We start from the raw sequence: 18761 nt of genomic DNA, 5'->3' as shown, positions 1-18761 counted from the left end.
GAAGCGGTGGGCTAGCTTGCTTTTACCATCGAAAATGACCAACGTAGTTGTTCATGGCAATGAATACTGATCTGCCTGATCAAGGTTCCGACACCGCTGACGCGGCCGTCGGCGGAGGGCTCAAACGGGTCGGTGTTCGCACCGATCACGTCGTGTTCTCGGCCGCCGCCGCCGCGGTCTCGGCAATCGTCGTCTGGGGGCTCGTGGCCCCCGACAATCTCGACACCACGACCGGTAAGGCGCTCGACTGGCTGGTCACCGACATGGGCTGGTTGTTCGTCCTGTCGGCGTCCGGGTTCGTCCTCTTCTCACTGTGGCTCGCGTTCAGCAAGTTCGGGCAGATTCCGCTCGGCAAGGACGGCGAGAAGCCCGAGTTCCGGACCGTCAGCTGGATCGCGATGATGTTCAGCGCCGGAATGGGCATCGGACTGATGTTCTTCGGTGTCGCCGAACCGCTCGCGCACTACGTGACACCCCCTCCGGGTTCCAGCGGTGGCATCGGAACTGCGATGGCCACCACCATGTTCCACTGGAGCCTGCACCCCTGGGCGATGTACGCGGTGGTCGGACTGTCGATCGCGTACGGCTCGTACCGCAAGGGTCGCAAGCAGCTGTTCAGCTCCGCATTCATCCCGCTGCTCGGCCGCCGCGCCGAGGGGCCGATCGGCAAGTTCATCGACGTCCTCGCGATCTTCGCGACGCTGTTCGGGACCGCCGCCTCGCTGGGTCTCGGCGCACTGCAGATCGGGTCCGGCTTCCAGGTCGTCGGGTGGATGTCGCAGGTCAGCACGTTCCTGCTGGTCGCCATCGTCGCCCTGCTGACCCTCGCGTTCGTGGCCTCGGCGGTGTCGGGTGTCGCCAAGGGAATCCAGTGGCTCTCCAACACCAACATGGTGCTCGCCATCATCCTGGCGCTGTTCGTGTTCGTCGTCGGACCGACGGTCCTGATCCTCAACCTGCTGCCCACCACGATCGGCGCCTACGCCGCGCAGCTCGCGCAGATGTCGGCCCGCACCGGCGCGTCCTCCGATCCGGCGACCGGCGAATGGTTGTCGTCGTGGACCATCTTCTACTGGGCATGGTGGATCTCCTGGACCCCCTTCGTGGGCATGTTCCTGGCCCGCATCAGCCGAGGCCGCACCATCCGGCAGTTCGTGGTCGGCGTGATCGTGGTGCCGAGCGCCGTGAGCCTCGTGTGGTTCGCGATCTTCGGCGGTGCGGGAATCAGCGAGCAGCGTGACGGAATCGACCTCGCCGGGCAGGACACCCAGGAGGGTCAGCTGTTCGGCATGCTCAACCACCTGCCGCTCACCGGCATCACCACCATCCTGGTGATGATCCTCGTGGCGATCTTCTTCGTCTCCGGCGCCGACGCCGCCTCGATGGTGATGGGCACCCTGTCGCAGCGCGGGTCGCTGGAACCGCAGCGATGGGTGGTCGTCTTCTGGGGTGTGCTCACCGGTGGTGTGGCCGCGCTCATCCTGTGGACCGGTGGCGACACCGCACTCGACGGACTGCAGACGATGACGATCATCGCTGCGGCGCCGTTCGTCATCGTGATGATCGGGTTGTGCTTCTCGCTGTACAAGGATCTGTCCCGTGACCAGATGATCGTCGACGGCCGGGAAATGCGGAGGGAGATGCGGAGAGTGGCGGCGAAGCGTCGTCGCGACCGGATCTCGTCCCGCTAGAGAAACAGTCTGCGAGCCGCCCGGGTCCCACGGGACCCGGGCGGCTCGACTCGTTCACGGTGTCAGCGCCAGCTGGGCAGCCATAGTTGGTGCTGCCACGTCTCCGGGGTGATCGGGACGGCCGTGAGGATCGGCCACAACCAGATGAAGTTGGCGACCACGAGCCCCACATAGAGGCAGACGGCGAGCAGGCCGGTGGTGCGGCGCTCGAACGACGCCCGCGCGCTGCCGAGGACGTCGCCCAGCACCAGCGCGATTCCCATCACCATGAACGGCGCCAGCGCCACCGCGTAGAAGTAGTACATCTGGCGGTCCAGGGTGGTCAGCCACGGCAGGAACGCGGCCCCGTAGCCGGTGAGGACGGTGGCGTACCGCCAGTCCTTCCGCACCACGGACTGCCACAGGGCCCACGCGAGCATCGGCAGTGCCAGCCACCACATGGCGGGCGTCCCGATGAGCATGACCGCCTTGACGCAACTCGACGCCCCGCAACCGGTGACGTGATCGCCCTCGGCGAAGTAGTACAGCATCGGGCGCAGACCCATCGGCCACGTCCACGGCTTCGACTCCCACGGGTGATGATTGCCCGCCGAATTGGTGAGGCCCGCGTGGAACTGGAGGACGTTGCCGCTGTAGTACCACAGCGACCGCAGCGCTGCCGGCACGAACGACCAGGTGCCGCCCGTCCCGATCTCGTTGCCCACGGCATGCCGGTCCACACCAGTCTCGCTGGCGAACCACGCCCAGTAACTGGCCAGATACACGAACAGCGGGACGACGACGAGCGCGTACAGCGCGGGGCCGATGTCGCGGACGCCGGCCCCGAACCACGGGCGGCGCACCCCGTAGGCGCGCCGGGCCGCCACATCGAAGGCGATGCTGAGCAGCCCGAAGAACACGATGAAGTAGACGCCCGACCACTTGGTGCCGCACGCCAGACCCAGCATGATCCCGGCGCCGAACCGCCACCAGCGCACACCGAGCCGCGGACCCCACTCGCTGTCGCCGATCCGGCCCTCGGCGTACACCCGGGCCATCCGCTCGCGGACCTGGTCGCGGTCCACGATCAGGCAGCCGAGCGCCGCCACCCCGAACAGGGCAAGGAAGATGTCGAGCATGCCGAGCCGGGACGAGACGAACGTCACCCCGTCCGCGACCAGCAGTATCCCGGCGAGACCGCCGATCAGAGTGGACCGCGTGAGCCGGCGGACGATCCGGATCACCAGCAGAACCATGATCGTGCCCGCCACGGCGGAGGCGAACCGCCAGCCCCAGCCGTTGTAGCCGAAGATCGCCTCGCCCATCGCGATCAGCTGTTTCCCGATCGGCGGATGCACCACCAGCCCGTAGCCGGGGTTGTCCTCGAGCCAGCCGCCGGTGAGCACCTGCCAGCCCTGCGGCGCGTAGTGCTTCTCGTCGAACACGGGAGTGCCCGCGTCGGTCGGGTACCCGAGCATCGTGAACCGGGTGATCGCCGCGATCGCCGTGACGAACAGCGTCACCACCCAGCCGCGGGCACGGTCGACGGGACCGAAGTCGGGGGGCGGCACGAGCGGCGCCGGTCCGACCATGGACGGCTGTCGTGCGGAGGGCGTCGGTCGCTCGTCCGTCAGCATCGTCACGCCGCAATCGTAGGCTGTGGGTCATGACTGGTCGCCTAGTGCTCGCCGCAACACCGATGGGGGACGTGGGTGACGCCTCGCCGAGGCTGCGTACGGCGCTCGGGACGGCAGATGTCGTCGCCGCCGAGGACACCCGCCGCACCAAAGCCCTCGCCTCCGCGCTCGAGGTGACAATCACCGGCAAGGTCGTCAGCTTCTACGACCAGGTCGAGACGGCCCGGCTGCCCGCCCTCGTCGCCGACGTCGCGTCCGGCAAGACCGTTCTCCTCGTCACCGATGCCGGCATGCCCTCCGTCAGCGATCCCGGGTACCGGCTGGTGTCGGCGTGCGTGGCCGAGGATCTGGCGGTGACGTGCCTGCCCGGACCGTCGGCGGTGACGACGGCACTCGCGCTGTCCGGGCTGCCCGTCGAACGGTTCTGCTTCGACGGCTTCCCGCCCCGCAAGCAGGGTCAGCGCAAGACGTGGTTGCAGGCCCTGGTCACCGAGCAACGCGCCTGCGTGTTCTTCGAGGCGCCGCACAGGCTCGCCGACTGCCTCGCGGACGCCGCCGACGTGCTCGGCGGCACCCGCCGCGCCGCCGTCTGCCGGGAGCTGACCAAGACCTACGAGGAGGTGCGCCGCGGCACCCTCGCCGAACTCGCCGAGTGGGCCGCCGAGGGCGTCCGCGGCGAGATCACAGTCGTGGTGGAGGGTGCCACCCTCGTCGCGTCCGACCCCGCCGACCTCGTCGACGAGGTGGAGCGACTGGTCGCCGACGGCACCCGGCTCAAGGACGCGTGCGCGCTCGTCGCCACCACCGGCGTGTCGAAGCGGGAACTCTACGAAACGGTGCTGGCGTCCCGGAAGGACTAGGCGGCAGGCGGGCGCTACCGCCGGAGGGCACGCTCCCCGGGCGCCAGCGACGCGTCGTCGGCGGCCGCCTGTCCGGCGTACCAGCCGTTGGCGTCGACGGCCCGGCCGCGCGCCTTCTTGGTCCGCGGAAACAGGCGGTCGAACTCGGCGTCCACGGCCTCCGACTTGGTGGCCAGGATCGGCAGCAGATCGGCGACGGGAATCGACGCCGCGTCGGCGGCGTCGGCCGTGGCCCGGCTGTCGGCGTCGCGCAACCGCTGCCCGATGCGGCTGGCGAAGCCCGCCAGGAAACCCTTCCGGAACGACGTCGTGCGCGAACCGCTGCGACTGTCGGCGTCCGCGAATTGCATTGCGCGCGTGGCCTGCACCAGCAGGGAGGTGAAGAGCATGTCGACCTGCTGGAGGTCGAGGGGGGTTCCGACCACGGTCGCGATGGCGAGCGAGCTGAACCACACGGTGCGCACCCGGTTGGAGTCGCCGATCTCCGTGAGAAGGTGCACCTTCTCCTTGACGTACGGATTCTCCAGGTGGATCCGGCGACTGTGCACCGCGGTGTTGCCCACCCCGTGCTGGGTGTGGAGGAGGGCCGCGTTGATCGCGTAGCGCGTCATCAACTCCTGCGCCTTCGCGGTGAAGATCTCCGCCTCCTCCGCGAAATCGGTGGCCTCGGCCTTGGCGAGCAGCCCGCGAATCCTGTTGAGCACCTTCGCGTCGGCCTCGGCCTCGCCCGGCATCGCCGCGGACGGGTCGGCGACCCGCACGACCGGCCACGTCGACGGCGGAGGAGTGAGCACCGTCCAGCCGGGCAGATTCGTCCACGACAGCGACAGGTCGGTCAGCTGGTAGACGGAGTGGTACGGGTCCTCGAACAGCAGCCCGGCGGCCAGGGCCCGAACGTCGGGACCGTCGACCGGAACCCGCGCCGCCAGGTGGGACGCGCCCGGGTACTGCTCGCCGATGGTGCGGAGTTGCTCCACCCAGTCCCGCGGCGCCCGGTGCGCGGCGCGGGTGCGCTCCGCCTCGTGCAGCACCAGGGCCGCCGCCAGCGCCGCGTCGGACGGCTCCTTCGATCTCCGCGCCAGATGCACGACGTCGGCGGGCTGCCACCCACGCTCGTACGCGCCCGACAACTCACCCATCAGGGTGTGGACTGCCGCGGCGGCCTGTGGGCTCACTTCGTCGTCGAACACGCGCGCTCCGTTCCCGAATCCACGGTGATGAGATCGAATGTATGTTCTATTCGGCGTCATGGGGAGAGTGTGCCTGCGGGGTCCGACAAGAACGGACCCGCGCTGATCAGTCCTCCACGTAGCGGGGGAACACGCCCGACGGTGCAGGCAGCGGGGTGCCCGCCACGACGCGCGTCGGAAGGTCGCTGAACTGCCGCGCGTCGCTCTTCTGACCCAGCAGGTCCAGGATCTTCTCCGCGGCGTCCGGCATCACCGGCTGCACGAGGACGCCCACGATCCGGACCACCTCGAGCGTCACGTACAGCACCGTCGCCATCCGCTCCGGATCCGTCTTCCGCAGCACCCAGGGCTCCTGCTTGGAGAAGTACCGGTTGGTCTCGCCGAGAACCGACCAGATCGCCTCCAGTGCGAGATGCAGTGCCTGGACGTCGTATTCGGCGCGCACCCGCTCCAGCAGCGCATCCGCCTGCGCGAGCATCGCCGCGTCGTCCTCGGTCAGCTCGCCGGGCGTCGGAACCTGCGCATCGCAGTTCTTCGCGACCATCGACAGCGAACGCTGGGCGAGGTTGCCGAGTTCGTTCGCCAGGTCGGCGTTGATCCGGGTGACGATGGCCTCGTGGCTGTAGCTGCCGTCCTGGCCGTAGGAGATCTCGCGGAGCAGGAAGAAGCGCACGGCGTCGAGGCCGTACTGCTCCACCATGGCGACGGGGTCGACGACGTTGCCGACCGACTTCGACATCTTCTCGCCCTTGTTGTAGAGGAACCCGTGCACGAAGACCCGCTTCGGCAACTCGATTCCCGCCGACATCAGGAATGCCGGCCAGTACACGGTGTGGAACCGGGTGATGTCCTTGCCGATGATGTGCAGGTTCGCCGGCCAGAACTTGCCGAACTGCTCGGAATCCGTGTCCGGGTATCCGGCGCCGGTGAGGTAGTTGGTGAGGGCGTCCACCCACACGTACATCACGTGCTCGGGGTGATCGGGCACCGGAACGCCCCAGTCGAACGTCGTCCGCGAGATCGACAGGTCCTTGAGACCACCCTTGACGAAGCTGACGATCTCGTTGCGCCGCGTCGCGGGCGCGATGAAGTCGGGATTCTCGTCGTAGAGGGCCAGCAGCTTGTCCTGGTACTCGGACAGCTTGAAGAAATACGTGGACTCCTCCGTCCACTCGACCGGGGTACCCGTCTCGGTGGACAAGCGCGAACCGTCCTCCTGCAGCGTGGTCTCGGCCTCGGTGTAGAACGCCTCGTCGCGGACCGAGTACCAGCCCGAGTACGTGTCGAGGTAGATGTCGCCGTTGTCGAGCATCTTCTGCCAGATCGCCTTGCTGGCTTCTTCGTGGTCGGCATCCGTCGTGCGGATGAACCGGTCGAAGGAGATGTTGAGCGTCTTGTCCATGGCCTCGAACACATCGGAGTTCCGCGCGGCGAGTTCGCGGACGTCGATGCCTTCCTTGGCCGCGGTCTGCTGCATCTTCAGACCGTGCTCGTCGGTTCCCGTCATGAAGAAGACGTCGAACCCGTCCAGACGCTTGAACCGTGCGAGGGCGTCGGAGGAGATGTACTCGTAGGCGTGGCCGATGTGCGGGACGCCGTTCGGGTACGCGATCGCCGTCGTCAGATAGAAAGGTGGCCGCGAGGCGGTGGAATCAGCAGCATTCATGGTGCGACCACTCTATCTGCGCGCCGACGTTTCGTGACGCGCAGATTCGGGATCTAGCCCGGGCCGGCGCCGTCCTCGCCGGTGACGGTGCGCGACTCGTACGCCGCGCGAGCCGACTTGTCCGTGGACCGCACCTGGTCGGGAACCATCCGCCGGACCGCGAAGTCGCGGGCGAACTGGGGAAACACGGTGACCAGCCGGGCCAGCGGCCCGACGTACCAGGGGATGGTCACTTCGAACCGGGGACGCCGGATCGCCGCGACCACCGCCTTCGCGACGTCGGCCGGCTTCAGCAGTTTGGCCGCACCCGTCGCCGTCCCGGCCGCGAGTTCGGTGTCCACGACCCCGGGCATGATCACCGAGATCTGCACACCCGAACCGCGCAGTTCCTCGCGGACCCCGGTCAGGTAGCCGAGAACCCCGTGCTTGGTGGCGGCGTACGTCGACTCGCCGGGCGGTGCGACCTTCGACGCCGCCGACGCCACCGTGACGATCTGGCCGCGGCCCCGCTCGCGCATCGCCGGGGCCGCCAGACGCACTCCCCGGATGACCCCGTGCAGGTTCACCGCGAGCTGCCGGTCCGTCGCGGACTCGGGTTCCTCGTCGAAGCTCCCGACCCACATGACGCCCGCATTGTTGACGAGCACGTCGAGCGGTCCCCAGTGATCCTCGACGGCCGCGAGGAACGCCGTGAACGACGCGGTGTCGGTCACGTCCAGTTCGAGGCCCTCGACCGTCCCGCCCGCCCGGCCGAGTTCGTCCGCCGTGCGCCGGGCCGCGGCACCGTCGACGTCGCCGATCGCGACCCGGGCGCCTGCGACGGCCAGCTGTCGGGCGATCTCCCTCCCGATTCCCCTCGCGCCGCCGGTCACCGCGATCACGCGGCCGTTCATCGAACTCGAAGTCATGGACACGGCTCCCTCCCCGTCGGGGTGAAAAGTACCGCATGTGACACGTGCGGTGGCGGCGTCGACAATGTCCGCATGAGCAAAGACCGTCCCGCCCCGGAAGCCCCTGCGCCGCTGTTCCCGCTCGTCGACTCGCACACGCACCTCGACGCGTGCGGTGCCTCGGACGCGGCGAGTGTCACGGCGATCGTCGACCGGGCGGCCGCGGTGGGGGTCGAACGGGTGGTCACGGTGGCCGACGACCTGGCGGCCGCGCAGTTCGCCGTCGACGCCGCCCACTGGGATCCCCGCGTCTACGCGGCCGTCGCCATCCACCCGACCCGGGCGAACGTGCTCGACGACGTGACCAGGGCGGAGATCGAGCGGCTCGCCGGTGATCCCCGGGTGGTCGCGGTAGGGGAGACGGGGCTCGACTTCTACTGGCCGGGGAAACTCGACGGCTGCGCCACCGTCCCCGAGCAGACCGACGGCTTCCGCTGGCACATCGACCTCGCGAAGCGGCTCGGCAAGACGCTGATGATCCACAACCGGGAGGCCGACCAGGCGCTGCTGCAGGTGCTGCGCGAGGAGGGAGCCCCGGAGACGGTGATCTTCCACTGCTTCTCCTCGGACGCCGAGATGGCGCGCGAGTGCGTCGACGCCGGTTACGTCCTCAGCTTCTCCGGCACCGTCAGCTTCAAGAACGCGAAGGCCCTGCGGGAGGCGGCACCGCTGGTGCCGTCGGATCAGCTGATCGTCGAGACGGATGCGCCGTTCCTCACCCCGCACCCGTTCCGGGGCGCTCCCAACGAGCCGTACTGCCTGCCGTACACGGTCCGGGCGCTCGCCGAGATCCGCGGCGAGGACCCGGACGACCTCGCGAAGGCGTCCACCGCGACCGCCGAGCGCGTGTACGGCCTCCGGCCCGTGAGTGGGTAGCGAGTCCCTGGACTCGTCGGGCGCGCACAGGGCCGCAGGCCTTAAGTTGAAGTTTCAACCTAGAGAACTTAGGATCGTTGCCTGTTCAACCAATGGTCGTCCCGGTCGCGCGGGGACACCTCGATGAAAGGCGCATCCATGAACAACCCCGCAGTTCGGAACCTGGGAATTCTCGTCGCCCGCCTGGGCATCGGCGTCATCTTCCTCGCTCACGGCTGGCAGAAGGCGTTCACCAACGGCCTCGACGCCCAGACCGCCGGCTTCGAGGCCATGGGAGTTCCGCTTCCGGGCATCTCGGCGTTCCTCGCGACGTGGATCGAGCTGATCGGCGGCATCGCGCTCATCGTCGGCGCCGCAGTCCCGGTCTTCGGGATCCTGCTGTTCCTCGACATGGTCGGCGCGTTCTTCCTCGTGCACATCGACAAGGGCATCTTCGCGAGCGAGGGCGGCTACGAACTGGTCCTGGCGCTCGGCGTCGGGTCGCTGCTGCTCGCCGTCGTCGGATCGGGCCGCTTCGGTGTCGACGGACTGCTCGGCGACAAGCTGCCGTGGGCTGCGAAGGAACCCGCCACCGTCTGACCCCCATGTGAGTGGCGAAGTGTGCCCCGGCACGCTTCGCCACTCACATGTCAGAGGACCTTGTTCAGGAAGTCCTGGGTACGGGACTGCTGCGGGTCGCCGAAGATCTGCTCCGGAGTTCCCTCCTCCACCACGTACCCGTCGGCCATGAAGATCACCCGGTCGGACACCTCGCGGGCGAAGCCCATCTCGTGGGTGACCACGACCATCGTCATGCCGCCCTTCGCGAGGTCGCGCAGAACCTGCAGCACCTCGCCCACCATCTCGGGGTCCAGCGCGCTGGTGGCCTCGTCGAACAGCATGATGTCCGGGCTCATCGCCAGGGCCCGTGCGATCGCGACGCGCTGCTTCTGCCCGCCGGACAGGTTCGCCGGCTTCGCGTCCGCCTTCTCCGCCAGCCCGACCTGCTCGAGCAACCGCACGGCCGTCGCCCGCGCCTCCTCCTTGGAGGCCCGCTTGGTCTGCACGGGCGCGAGCATCACGTTCTCGATCGCCGTCATGTGCGGGAACAGGTTGAAGTGCTGGAACACCATCCCGATGTGTTGGCGCACCCGGTCGATGTCGATCTTGGGATTGCTCACGTCGAAGCCGTCGACGACGACGTTGCCGCCGGTGATGTCCTCGAGCCGGTTGAGGCAGCGCAGGAACGTGCTCTTGCCGGATCCCGACGGCCCGATCACGCACACCACCTCGCCGCTCGCGATGTCGACGTCGATGCCCTTGAGCACCTCGTTGTCGCCGAACGACTTCTTCAGGCCCTTCACCCGGATCTTCGGGTCGGCGGCCTCGGCCTTGTTGTCCGTCACCGGTGTCTCGGTCATCTGTTGATCCTCTTCTCGAGCCGGTTCGACAGCTTCGTCAGCGCCATGATGATGATGAAATACATCGCGCCGATGATCAGCCACATGTTGAAGGACTGGAAGTTGCGGGCGATGATGATCCGCCCGGTCTGAGTGAGCTCGGCGAGCCCGATCACGGACAGGATCGACGTGTCCTTCAGCGTGATCACGAACTGGTTGATGTAGGACGGGATCATCGTCCGCACGGCCTGCGGCATCACGACTTTCCGCATCGACTTCAGGTAGCTGATGCCGAGGCTCCGGGACGCTTCCATCTGGCCCTTGTCGACGGACAGGATGCCGCCGCGCACGATCTCGGCCATGTAGGCGCCTGCGTTGAGGCTCAGTGTGATGATGCCCGCGGTGAACGCCGACATCTGGAAGTCCAGCGCCGCCGGGATGCCGAAGTAGATGAAGAAGGCCTGCACCAGCAGCGGAGTGCCGCGGAACACGTCCACGTAGGTGGTGCCGATGCCGCGCAGGACGATGTTGGTCGATACCCGGAACAGGCCGAAGATCGCGCCGAGCACGAGCGCGATGGCGATCGAGACCACGGTCAGGACGATCGTCAGCCACAGACCCTCGAGTAGCAGCGGGTAGGTGCTCTTGATCAGGCCGAGGATCGAGTTGTCGTCGTCGGAGGCGTCGGCGTTGAGGTAGGTGTCGAGGATCTCGTCGTACTTGCCGCTCGCCTTCACGTTGGCGAGACCGGTGTTGAACTCCTGGAGGAGCTGCGCGTTCTGGCCCTTCGCGACGGCGAACCCGTAGCTGGCGCCGGGGACCTTGTCGGTGACGGTCTTGAACCCGTTGCCCTGCTTGATGCCGTAGGCGAGGACGGGGTAGTCCTCGAACACGGCGACCGAGTTACCCGTGCGGACCTCGTCGAACATGCTCGACGAGTCGGCGAAGTACTTGGTGGTGAACCCGTACTGGTCCTTGATGGACTCCGCGTACGTGGCGCCTTCGGTGCCGTTCTTGACGGCGACGGACTTGCCGCGCAGGTCCTCGTACGACGTGATCGAGTCGTTGGACTCGAGCACGCCCATCTGCACACCCGACTCGAAGTACGGGTCGGAGAAGTCGAACGTCGCCTTGCGGGCGTCGGTGATCGACATGCCGGCGATCATGCCGTTGGCCTGACCGCCCGTGACCGCCTGCAGTGCGGCGTCGAATCCGACGGCGTTGACCCGGTAGGTGAATCCCTGGTCCTCGGCGATGGCGGCGAGAAGGTCCATGTCGATGCCGACGAGTTTGCCGCTCTCGTCCTGGAACTCGAACGGGGCGAACGTGATGTCGGTGGCGATGGTGTAGTCGTTGCCCGGAGCGGGCTGCTGCGCGACGGCGATGCCGGGCGCGACGAGTGTGACGAGCAGCGTCAGCGCGGCGATCACCGAGGGCACTCTCGGACGTCTGACGAGTCTCAGAAGTCGATCGGATCTGCTGCGCACGGAACCCCAGCTTTCTTGTCAGTAATGCCCGGTCGCTTCCGGGCTTCTTGGTGCAAGTCGCAAGATACTGCGTTTCGAGGGTGGTCCGGACCAGAAGCGATTGATCCCGGTAAAGCGAAAACTGTCCCCGATCTCAACCTTTTCGTGATCTAGGACGCAGGTCGTAGCGGCAAAGTTGCCAGACCATCGCCGATTCGTTACCGTACCGTGATCAAACGTCCGCCAGCCTTGGGAATTCATGTGTCGCCTCTAGCCAGAATCAACAACGCCAAATCGCCCCTTCTCTACGTAGTTGTCGCGGCACTGCTCGCGACGCTCGTCCTGGGCGGTGCGTTGGCAGTGGCACGGCACAAGACCGTCACGCTCGACGTCGACGGCGAGACCATCTCGCTCGGCACGATGGCGTCCGACGTCAGCGGCGCGCTCGACGACGCCGGATACACCGTCAGTGAGCGTGACGCGGTCGCTCCCGCGGCCGACGCGTCGATCTCCGACGGCGACACGGTGGTGTTGCGGCGGGCGCGCGAGATCGACCTCACCGTCGACGGGCAGCCCAAGACCGTGTGGACCACCGCGCTCACCGTCGACGACGCGCTGAAGCAGTTCGAACTCGCCGACGACGTCCACGTCTCGGCGTCCCGCTCCGAGCGTCTGCCGCTCGAGGGCACCTCGCTCGAGGTCGTCAACGCCAAGCTCGTCAAGGTCGCCGACGGCGGCGCCCCGCTCACCGACGTCCGCCTCGCCGCCCCCACCGTCGGCGAACTCCTCGCCGCCAACGGCGCCCCGCTCGAGCAGGCCGACACCGTCGTCCCCCCGGCCGACGCCCCCGTCGTCGAAGGTGCCGAGATCCACGTGACCCGCGACCGCACCGAGACCCGCACCGAGACGCTGCCCATCGCGCCGCCCGAGAACCGCGTCGACGATCCCTCGCTCGACAAGGGCAAGACCGTCGTCGAGAACCCCGGAGTTCCCGGCGAGCGCACCGTCACTGCCTCCGTGAAGACGGTCAACGGTGTCGAGGCCGGACGCCAGGAACTCAGCTCGCAGGTGCTCCGCGAGCCCGCACCCGCGCTCGTCAAGGTCGGTGTGAAGGAACTCGCCATCTCCAACGCCTCCACCTGGGATTCGATCGCGCACTGCGAGGCCACCGGCAACTGGGCCATCAACACCGGCAACGGATTCTTCGGCGGACTGCAGTTCACCCAGAGCACCTGGGAGGCGTTCGGCGGAAGCCAGTACGCCGCCCGCGCCGACCTCGCCTCCCGCGAACAGCAGATCTCCGTCGCCGAGAAGGTCCAGGCGGCGCAGGGCTGGGGCGCATGGCCCGCCTGCACCAGCAAGCTCGGACTCCGCTGACGATCTGAAGTAAAGGAACCCGATGTCACCCTTCGCGAAGATCAACTCGGCTCGCTCGCCGCTGCTGTACACCGTGGTGGCCCTGCTTCTCGCCACGCTGATCGCCGGCGGAGTGATGGCCGTGGTCCGGCACAAGAACGTCACCCTCGACGTGGACGGCGAGACGATCTCGCTGAGCACCATGACCACGAGCGTCGACGCCGCCCTGGCCGACGCGGGGTATTCGGTCACCGACCGCGACGCGGTGGCGCCGGAACGCGACGCGACTCTGTCCGACGGGGACACCGTGGTTCTGCGCCGCGCGCGTGAGGTGTCGCTGACGGTGGACGGGCAGCCCAAGACGGTGTGGACGACCGCGCTCACCGTCGAGGATGCGCTGAAGCAGTTCGATCTCGGCGAGGACGTGCACGTGTCCGCGTCCCGTTCGCAGCGACTTCCGCTCGACGGCGCCGCACTCGACGTGCTCAACCCGCTCGTCGTCAAGCTCGCCGATGGTGCGCTTCCGGTCGCCGACGTGCGCATGGCCGCGCCGACGGTCGGGGACTTCCTTGCCGCGCACGGTGCGCCGCTCGAGCAGGCCGACACCGTCGTCCCGGCCGCGGGCACTCCGCTGACCGAGGGGATGGACGTCACCGTCACTCGCGACCGCACCGAGACGAAGGTCGAGACGGTGCCGCTGGCTCCGGCGGAGCAGCGGATCGAGGACCCGACGATGAACAAGAGTCGCACCGTCGTCGAGAGTCCGGGACTGCCCGGCGTCCAGGACGTCACGTTCGCGGTCAACACCGTCAACGGCGAGGAAGTCGGACGCAACCAGGTGTCCGCGACGGTCACGACGCCGGCTCAGCCGAAGGTGATCCGCGTCGGCGCGAAGCCGGGCACCGAGGTGCCGCCCGTCGAGAACGGTTCAGTCTGGGACGCCCTCGCGCAATGCGAGGCCACCGGCAACTGGGCCATCAACACCGGCAACGGATTCTTCGGCGGCGTCCAGTTCGACCAGAACACATGGGAACGTCAGGGCGGCCTCAAGTACGCACCGCGCGCCGACCTCGCCACCCGCGAGGAGCAGATCGCCGTCGCGTCGCAGACGCAGAAGACGCAGGGCTGGGGAGCGTGGCCGTCGTGCTCGGGCAGGCTCGGCGTGCGTTAAAGTTCGGCTGGTGTCCGAAGCCGAAGTACCCCCCGTCGCTCGAGGTCAGGCCGCACTGCTCGGCCCCGCCGAGGTGCGTGCGTTAGCCGAGGAGTTCGGTGTGCGCCCCACCAAGCAGCTGGGGCAGAACTTCGTGCACGACGCCAACACGGTCCGGCGCATCGTCGCGACCGCCGGAGTGGGACGTGACGACACCGTCCTCGAGGTCGGCCCGGGGCTCGGTTCGCTGACGCTGGCGCTGCTCGACGTCGTCGACAAGGTGATCGCCGTCGAGATCGACCCCAACCTCGCCGCACGACTCCCGGTCACGGTCGCCGACCGTGCCCCGGAACTCGCGGACCGGCTGACCGTGGTCGGCGCGGACGCGATGCGGGTCAAGCCGTCCGAGATCCCCGGTCAGCCCACGGCTCTCGTCGCGAATCTGCCGTACAACGTCGCGGTGCCCGTGCTGCTGCACCTGTTCTCCGAACTGCCCAGCCTGCGAACCGCACTGGTGATGGTGCAGGCCGAGGTGGCCGACCGCCTGGCGGCGTCCCCGGGCAGCAAGATCTACGGCGTGCCCAGTGTGAAGGCCAATTTCTTCGGCGCCGTTCGACGTGCCGGCGCGGTCGGCCGGGCGGTGTTCTGGCCCGTCCCGAAGGTCGAGTCGGGTCTCGTCCGCATCGACCGGTACGCCGAACCGCCGTGGCCCATCGACGACGAACACCGCCGCCGCGTGTTCGCCGTCATCGATGCGGCTTTCGCTCAGCGCCGCAAGACTTTACGAGCCGCTCTCGGTGGTTGGGCGGGATCACCCGTCGAGGCCGAGCGACGACTGCTCGAGGCAGGCATCCCACCGTCCGCCCGCGGCGAGACTCTCGACGCCGCGGCCTTCGTGCGTCTTGCCGCCACCCACCCGTGAGTACTTGTTAACCGCGGGCGGTTAACAAGTACTCACGGGTGGGAACCGCACCCTGGGGGAGACAACCGACCGGATGTGTGGTTCACTATTGGAGGTCGTAAGTTTTGTGTTTGTGTTTCCCACGCTCGCAAATCGATGGTTGCGAGCGTTTGGACGTCCTCCACAGGAATTGTCATAGACGGTCGTGTTCAATGACCCAGGTAACCGAGCCGGTTGCCTGAAGAAGTTACTGTGTTAGAGGAGATTTACATGGCAGAGGGCATCGTGAAGTGGTTCAACTCCGAGAAGGGGTTCGGCTTCATCGCCCCCGAGGACGGCAGCGCTGACGTGTTCGTCCATTACTCGGAGATCCAGAGCGGCGGCTTCCGCACGCTCGAGGAGAATCAGCGTGTTTCGTTCGAGATCGGCCAGGGCAACAAGGGCCCGCAGGCCACCGGCGTCACCCTGATCTGAGAACGGCCATGACTTCCCGGTTCGCCGGGACATGACGTTCGAGCAAGGCCCCACTCGTCACGGAGTGGGGCCTTGTCTCGTCTCCACACGCCGTCGCTGCTAGGCCGATCTGAGGTGCGCGGCCTGGTACCCGAGATTCATGGCGCAGACCAGCCAGAGTTGCAGCGCCGAACTCTCCGACGGCCCGAACAGTCCGATCACCGCAGCGGCTCCGAGGGCCGCGGCGACGAAGAACGTGGCCGTTCCGAGTGCCCGCCGGGGCCTCGACGAGAAGATCACCGTTCCCGTCACGAAGAGCGCCCACAGCGTGGTGGAGACGATGGCGGCGGCGACGAACCAGGCCGCCGAATACCTGCCTGGCCACGTCCACGGCTGCGCTCCGTTGTCCAGTGTGCAGACGAACGCCAACGAGAACGCCATGATCACCACGGTGGCGCCCCCGAGCGCCAGGTGGCCCCCGACCAGCACCTTCCCGACTGTTCCCGTCCCCGCAGGCGCCCGCGCGCGACCCTCCTCGACAATCGTGTGCTGCATCCCCGACTACCCCGGCCTTTCGTTGTCGTCACCTGGTTGGACGCCGCGCAGGACCGTTCGGTTCCACGGGATTTTCGGTCCGCGGTGACGGCTGAACGGCGTCTCGGTCAGGCGTTACCGTAGCGGTCGGCGAAGAGGCGGTGACGCTCACCCACCCGTCGGCACTCTTCGCGCAGCTCAGGTGGGTCGAGGACGGTGAAGTCGACGCCGAATGCGCTGAGCCAGTTGGCTATCGACGGCACCGAATCGCCGCCGAGCGCGACCGCGCACTGGCCGTCGGGCATCTCTTCGAGAGTTCCCCAGTCTTCGTGCACGAGGACCGCCATCTCGTCGATCGACGCGTGCAGCAGCACTCGTGCGCGGATCCGGGTGACGGCGCGGTTGATTCCGCGTGCGACGAACTCGGCAGCGCCGCCGGGCGGCAGTTCGCGGGGCGTGAACCGTGGTCCCGTCGGGATCTTGGGTGTCAGGCGGTCCACCCGGAACGACCGCCAGTCGGCGCGGGTGAGGTCCCAGGCGACGAGGTACCAGCGCAGTCCGGAGCGCACGAGCCGGTACGGCTCCACTTCGCGGCGGCTCTCGGTGCCGTCGTGGGTGCGGTAGTCGAACCGGAGTCGCTCGTGGTTGTGGCAGACCGACGCGACGGCCGACAGGACCTGCGCGTCGACGGCGCTCTTCGCGGGCTCGCGGTGGACGACGTCGACCTGCAGCGCCTCGAGGCGGTGCCGCAGGCGGGACGGCATCACCTGCCGGAGTTTGGTGAGTGCTCGCATCGACGCCTCGCCGATGCCGACCACGGAGCCGGTGGCGCCGGATTGGAGGCCGAGCGCGACGGCCAGTACTTCCTCGTCGTCGAGCAGCAGGGGCGGCATTTCCGCGCCGGCGCCGAGTTGGTACCCGCCGCCGACCCCGACCGTCGCGTCGACCGGGTAGCCGAGGTCGCGGAGTTTCTCCACATCTCGCCGGACGGTGCGCGGAGTGATGCCGAGCCGGTCGGCGAGTTCTGCCCCGGACCAGTCCTTTCGGGTCTGGAGCAGGGAGAGCAGCCGGAGGAGTCGTGCCGAAGTTTCCCGCATGCACCTCAGGATGCCATCGATAGAGGACATCTTCTGTCCTCTATCGGCGGGAGATAACGGTAAGTAACGATTTTCCCACCAGCCCCACGAGTGTCACTACACTGGCGCCGACGCTCCACGGACCATCGCATGAGTACTTCGTGAAAAATCCGACGGAAAGGTCTTAGCGTGACGCACTTCCGTGCTCGACCCATCACTTCGGCGGTCAGGGCGCTGCTCGCCGCAGTCATGACCACCGCCTTCTGCGTGGCGCTGGCGGTCTCGACCACCGCCACCGCGTCCGCCTCGGCGGCGGACCTCTTCAACAGCGCGCAGGGCAGATTCGCCGCGGGGGACACCCGCGGTGCCCTCGCGGACATCGGCGGCGCCGTCGCCGGAGAGCCCGGCGACACGAACGCGCTGGCGTTGCAGGCCATCTACGCCGACGCCGCGGGCGATCTGATTACCCGTGAGGCCGCGCTCGCCCGGCTGGGCGCGGCGGACGGCGTTATGCGCGCCGGCGTCGACGGGTTGCTGAACGCGATCAGAATCGCCTCGTTCACGCCCCCGAACCCACTTCCGGCAATTCAGGGTCCGTCCACCGCGATCATCGTCCTCGGGTTCGGTCTGCTCCCAGACGGCACGATGCGGCCGGAATTGGTCAACCGCCTGCAGGCCGCCATGGTCCAGTCGTGGGTCTCGCCGATGTCGCCGATCATCGTCACCGGCGGCAACCCGCAGAACGGCGTGACGGAGGCGGCCGCGATGCAGGGTTGGTTGCAGGCGCACGGTGTGCCTGCACAGCGCATCCACCCCGAGCATCGTGCCGGATCGACGGTCGGTAACGCGCTCAACTCGGTTCCGCTCGCCCGCTCGCTCGGTGCGGGCGGCGCGATCCTCGTGACGTCGGCCAACCACATCCGCAGGGCAACGGTCGATTTCAACGTCGCCGGACTGCCGGTGGTCGGGGCGATGAGCGCGATCACCAGCGCGGGTCAGCTGATCGCCGAATTCATGCCCCTGACCAAGGACCAGCAACTGGGCATGTACCGCGACGCGATCAGGGTGTTCGGCATCCCCGCCAGCTATTGACGCGACTGCGCGTCGCTGTCGGGCGGCGGGTGAGGCGGTCATGGGGAGACGGTCAGGGCGGCGCTGTGACGGGTTCGTGTCACGAGTGTTTCCGGGGTGAGAACGGCGGGGTGAGGACGGCGGCAGTTCCGGGGCGTGGGCGGTGGCGGGGTGCAGTTCGTGGCAGTATTGCGACGCACCGACCGCAGGAGGACACATGCGCTTGTCGCCCCACGAGCAGGAGCGTCTGCTCCTGAGCTACGCCGCGGAACTCGCGCGTAGGCGCCGGCAACGCGGACTCGTGCTGAACCACCCGGAGGCCGTGGCCCTCATCACGGATCACATCCTCGAAGGGGCCCGCGACGGCCGGTCGGTGGCGGAGCTGATGGTGTCCGGCCGGGAGGTGCTCACCCGCGCCGACGTGATGGAGGGCGTCCCGGAGATGCTGCACGACGTGCAGGTGGAGGCCACGTTTCCGGACGGCACGAAGCTCGTCACCGTCCATGATCCGATCGCGTAGGGGTGA

The 18761-nt window shown here is 67.8% G+C and carries 18 protein-coding genes; 10 read left to right on the top strand and 8 right to left on the bottom strand.

Features of this window, described 5'->3' with window-relative positions; translation table 11 throughout:
- Positions 1 to 59 precede the first annotated feature (59 nt).
- A complete protein-coding gene (locus CJ179_RS08905) occupies positions 60 to 1691 on the top strand; it encodes a BCCT family transporter (protein ID WP_373560134.1) in 1632 nt (543 codons plus the stop codon).
- A gap of 62 nt (positions 1692 to 1753) precedes the next feature.
- On the opposite strand, the gene CJ179_RS08900 is transcribed toward CJ179_RS08905, so the two are convergent.
- Positions 1754 to 3262 carry a dolichyl-phosphate-mannose--protein mannosyltransferase gene (locus CJ179_RS08900; protein WP_095861432.1) on the bottom strand — a complete coding sequence of 503 codons (1509 nt, stop codon included), beginning with the start codon at positions 3260 to 3262 and terminating at the stop codon, positions 1754 to 1756.
- 74 nt (positions 3263 to 3336) lie between these two features.
- Here CJ179_RS08900 and rsmI point away from each other — a divergent pair, with 74 nt between their 5' ends.
- Entirely contained in the window at positions 3337 to 4167 is an 831-nt protein-coding gene (gene rsmI, locus CJ179_RS08895; protein WP_072941126.1) for a 16S rRNA (cytidine(1402)-2'-O)-methyltransferase, read from the top strand.
- A 14-nt stretch (positions 4168 to 4181) separates the two neighbouring features.
- Here the strand turns inward: rsmI and CJ179_RS08890 are convergent, their stop codons facing one another.
- From CJ179_RS08890 to CJ179_RS08880, 3 genes are read right to left on the bottom strand one after another with little or no spacing between them, the layout of a single operon-like run.
- Positions 4182 to 5417, bottom strand: coding sequence for a DUF2786 domain-containing protein (locus CJ179_RS08890; protein ID WP_072941123.1), 1236 nt, complete (start codon positions 5415 to 5417; stop codon positions 4182 to 4184).
- A 46-nt stretch (positions 5418 to 5463) separates the two neighbouring features.
- Positions 5464 to 7023: a methionine--tRNA ligase gene (gene metG / locus CJ179_RS08885; RefSeq protein ID WP_072941121.1), complete on the bottom strand. Its 1560-nt coding sequence runs from the start codon at positions 7021 to 7023 to the stop codon at positions 5464 to 5466.
- 53 nt (positions 7024 to 7076) lie between these two features.
- Positions 7077 to 7931, bottom strand: a complete 855-nt coding sequence (locus CJ179_RS08880; RefSeq protein ID WP_095861214.1) for an SDR family oxidoreductase — start codon at positions 7929 to 7931, stop codon at positions 7077 to 7079.
- A gap of 75 nt (positions 7932 to 8006) precedes the next feature.
- Here CJ179_RS08880 and CJ179_RS08875 point away from each other — a divergent pair, with 75 nt between their 5' ends.
- Entirely contained in the window at positions 8007 to 8849 is an 843-nt protein-coding gene (locus CJ179_RS08875; protein WP_072941115.1) for a TatD family hydrolase, read from the top strand.
- A 138-nt stretch (positions 8850 to 8987) separates the two neighbouring features.
- On the top strand, positions 8988 to 9428 hold the full coding sequence (locus tag CJ179_RS08870) for a DoxX family protein (protein ID WP_072941112.1): 441 nt from the start codon (positions 8988 to 8990) through the stop codon (positions 9426 to 9428).
- Positions 9429 to 9478: 50 nt separating this feature from the next.
- Here CJ179_RS08870 and CJ179_RS08865 read toward each other — a convergent pair whose 3' ends face one another.
- Both CJ179_RS08865 and CJ179_RS08860 read right to left on the bottom strand, forming a co-directional pair.
- The gene (locus CJ179_RS08865; protein ID WP_072941110.1) at positions 9479 to 10249 is read right to left on the bottom strand and encodes an amino acid ABC transporter ATP-binding protein; all 771 of its coding nucleotides are present in this window, start codon (positions 10247 to 10249) and stop codon (positions 9479 to 9481) included.
- A complete protein-coding gene (locus tag CJ179_RS08860) occupies positions 10246 to 11715 on the bottom strand; it encodes an amino acid ABC transporter substrate-binding protein/permease (RefSeq protein ID WP_373560133.1) in 1470 nt (489 codons plus the stop codon). Before CJ179_RS08860 ends, CJ179_RS08865 begins: the two co-directional genes overlap by 4 nt.
- Positions 11716 to 11955: 240 nt before the next feature.
- Here CJ179_RS08860 and CJ179_RS08855 point away from each other — a divergent pair, with 240 nt between their 5' ends.
- From CJ179_RS08855 to CJ179_RS08840, 4 genes are all read left to right on the top strand, one after another.
- Positions 11956 to 13071: a resuscitation-promoting factor gene (locus tag CJ179_RS08855; protein WP_095861212.1), complete on the top strand. Its 1116-nt coding sequence runs from the start codon at positions 11956 to 11958 to the stop codon at positions 13069 to 13071.
- 22 nt (positions 13072 to 13093) lie between these two features.
- The gene (locus CJ179_RS08850; protein WP_072941103.1) at positions 13094 to 14221 is read left to right on the top strand and encodes a resuscitation-promoting factor; all 1128 of its coding nucleotides are present in this window, start codon (positions 13094 to 13096) and stop codon (positions 14219 to 14221) included.
- A gap of 10 nt (positions 14222 to 14231) precedes the next feature.
- The gene (rsmA, locus tag CJ179_RS08845; protein WP_095861211.1) at positions 14232 to 15122 is read left to right on the top strand and encodes a 16S rRNA (adenine(1518)-N(6)/adenine(1519)-N(6))-dimethyltransferase RsmA; all 891 of its coding nucleotides are present in this window, start codon (positions 14232 to 14234) and stop codon (positions 15120 to 15122) included.
- Between the two features lie 249 nt (positions 15123 to 15371).
- Positions 15372 to 15575, top strand: coding sequence for a cold-shock protein (locus tag CJ179_RS08840; RefSeq protein WP_005255446.1), 204 nt, complete (start codon positions 15372 to 15374; stop codon positions 15573 to 15575).
- Between the two features lie 99 nt (positions 15576 to 15674).
- On the opposite strand, the gene CJ179_RS08835 is transcribed toward CJ179_RS08840, so the two are convergent.
- Both CJ179_RS08835 and CJ179_RS08830 read right to left on the bottom strand, forming a co-directional pair.
- On the bottom strand, positions 15675 to 16109 hold the full coding sequence (locus CJ179_RS08835) for a hypothetical protein (RefSeq protein ID WP_095861210.1): 435 nt from the start codon (positions 16107 to 16109) through the stop codon (positions 15675 to 15677).
- Positions 16110 to 16216: 107 nt separating this feature from the next.
- Complete coding sequence (locus tag CJ179_RS08830) at positions 16217 to 17185, bottom strand: YafY family protein (protein ID WP_072941098.1); 969 nt, start codon at positions 17183 to 17185, stop codon at positions 16217 to 16219.
- Between the two features lie 228 nt (positions 17186 to 17413).
- Between CJ179_RS08830 and CJ179_RS08825 the strand changes: the two genes are divergently transcribed.
- Both CJ179_RS08825 and CJ179_RS08820 read left to right on the top strand, forming a co-directional pair.
- Complete coding sequence (locus CJ179_RS08825) at positions 17414 to 18256, top strand: YdcF family protein (RefSeq protein WP_095861431.1); 843 nt, start codon at positions 17414 to 17416, stop codon at positions 18254 to 18256.
- A 196-nt stretch (positions 18257 to 18452) separates the two neighbouring features.
- Positions 18453 to 18755 (top strand): urease subunit gamma, encoded by a 303-nt coding sequence (locus tag CJ179_RS08820; protein WP_005255454.1) that lies wholly within the window; start codon positions 18453 to 18455, stop codon positions 18753 to 18755.
- Positions 18756 to 18761: the final 6 nt, after the last annotated feature.

This window comes from Rhodococcus sp. ACS1 (genome assembly GCF_002300155.1).
GTDB lineage: Bacteria > Actinomycetota > Actinomycetes > Mycobacteriales > Mycobacteriaceae > Rhodococcus_F > Rhodococcus_F koreensis.
Note: the sequence above shows the minus strand (reverse complement) of the source record. Positions and strands in the feature narration are given on the sequence as shown.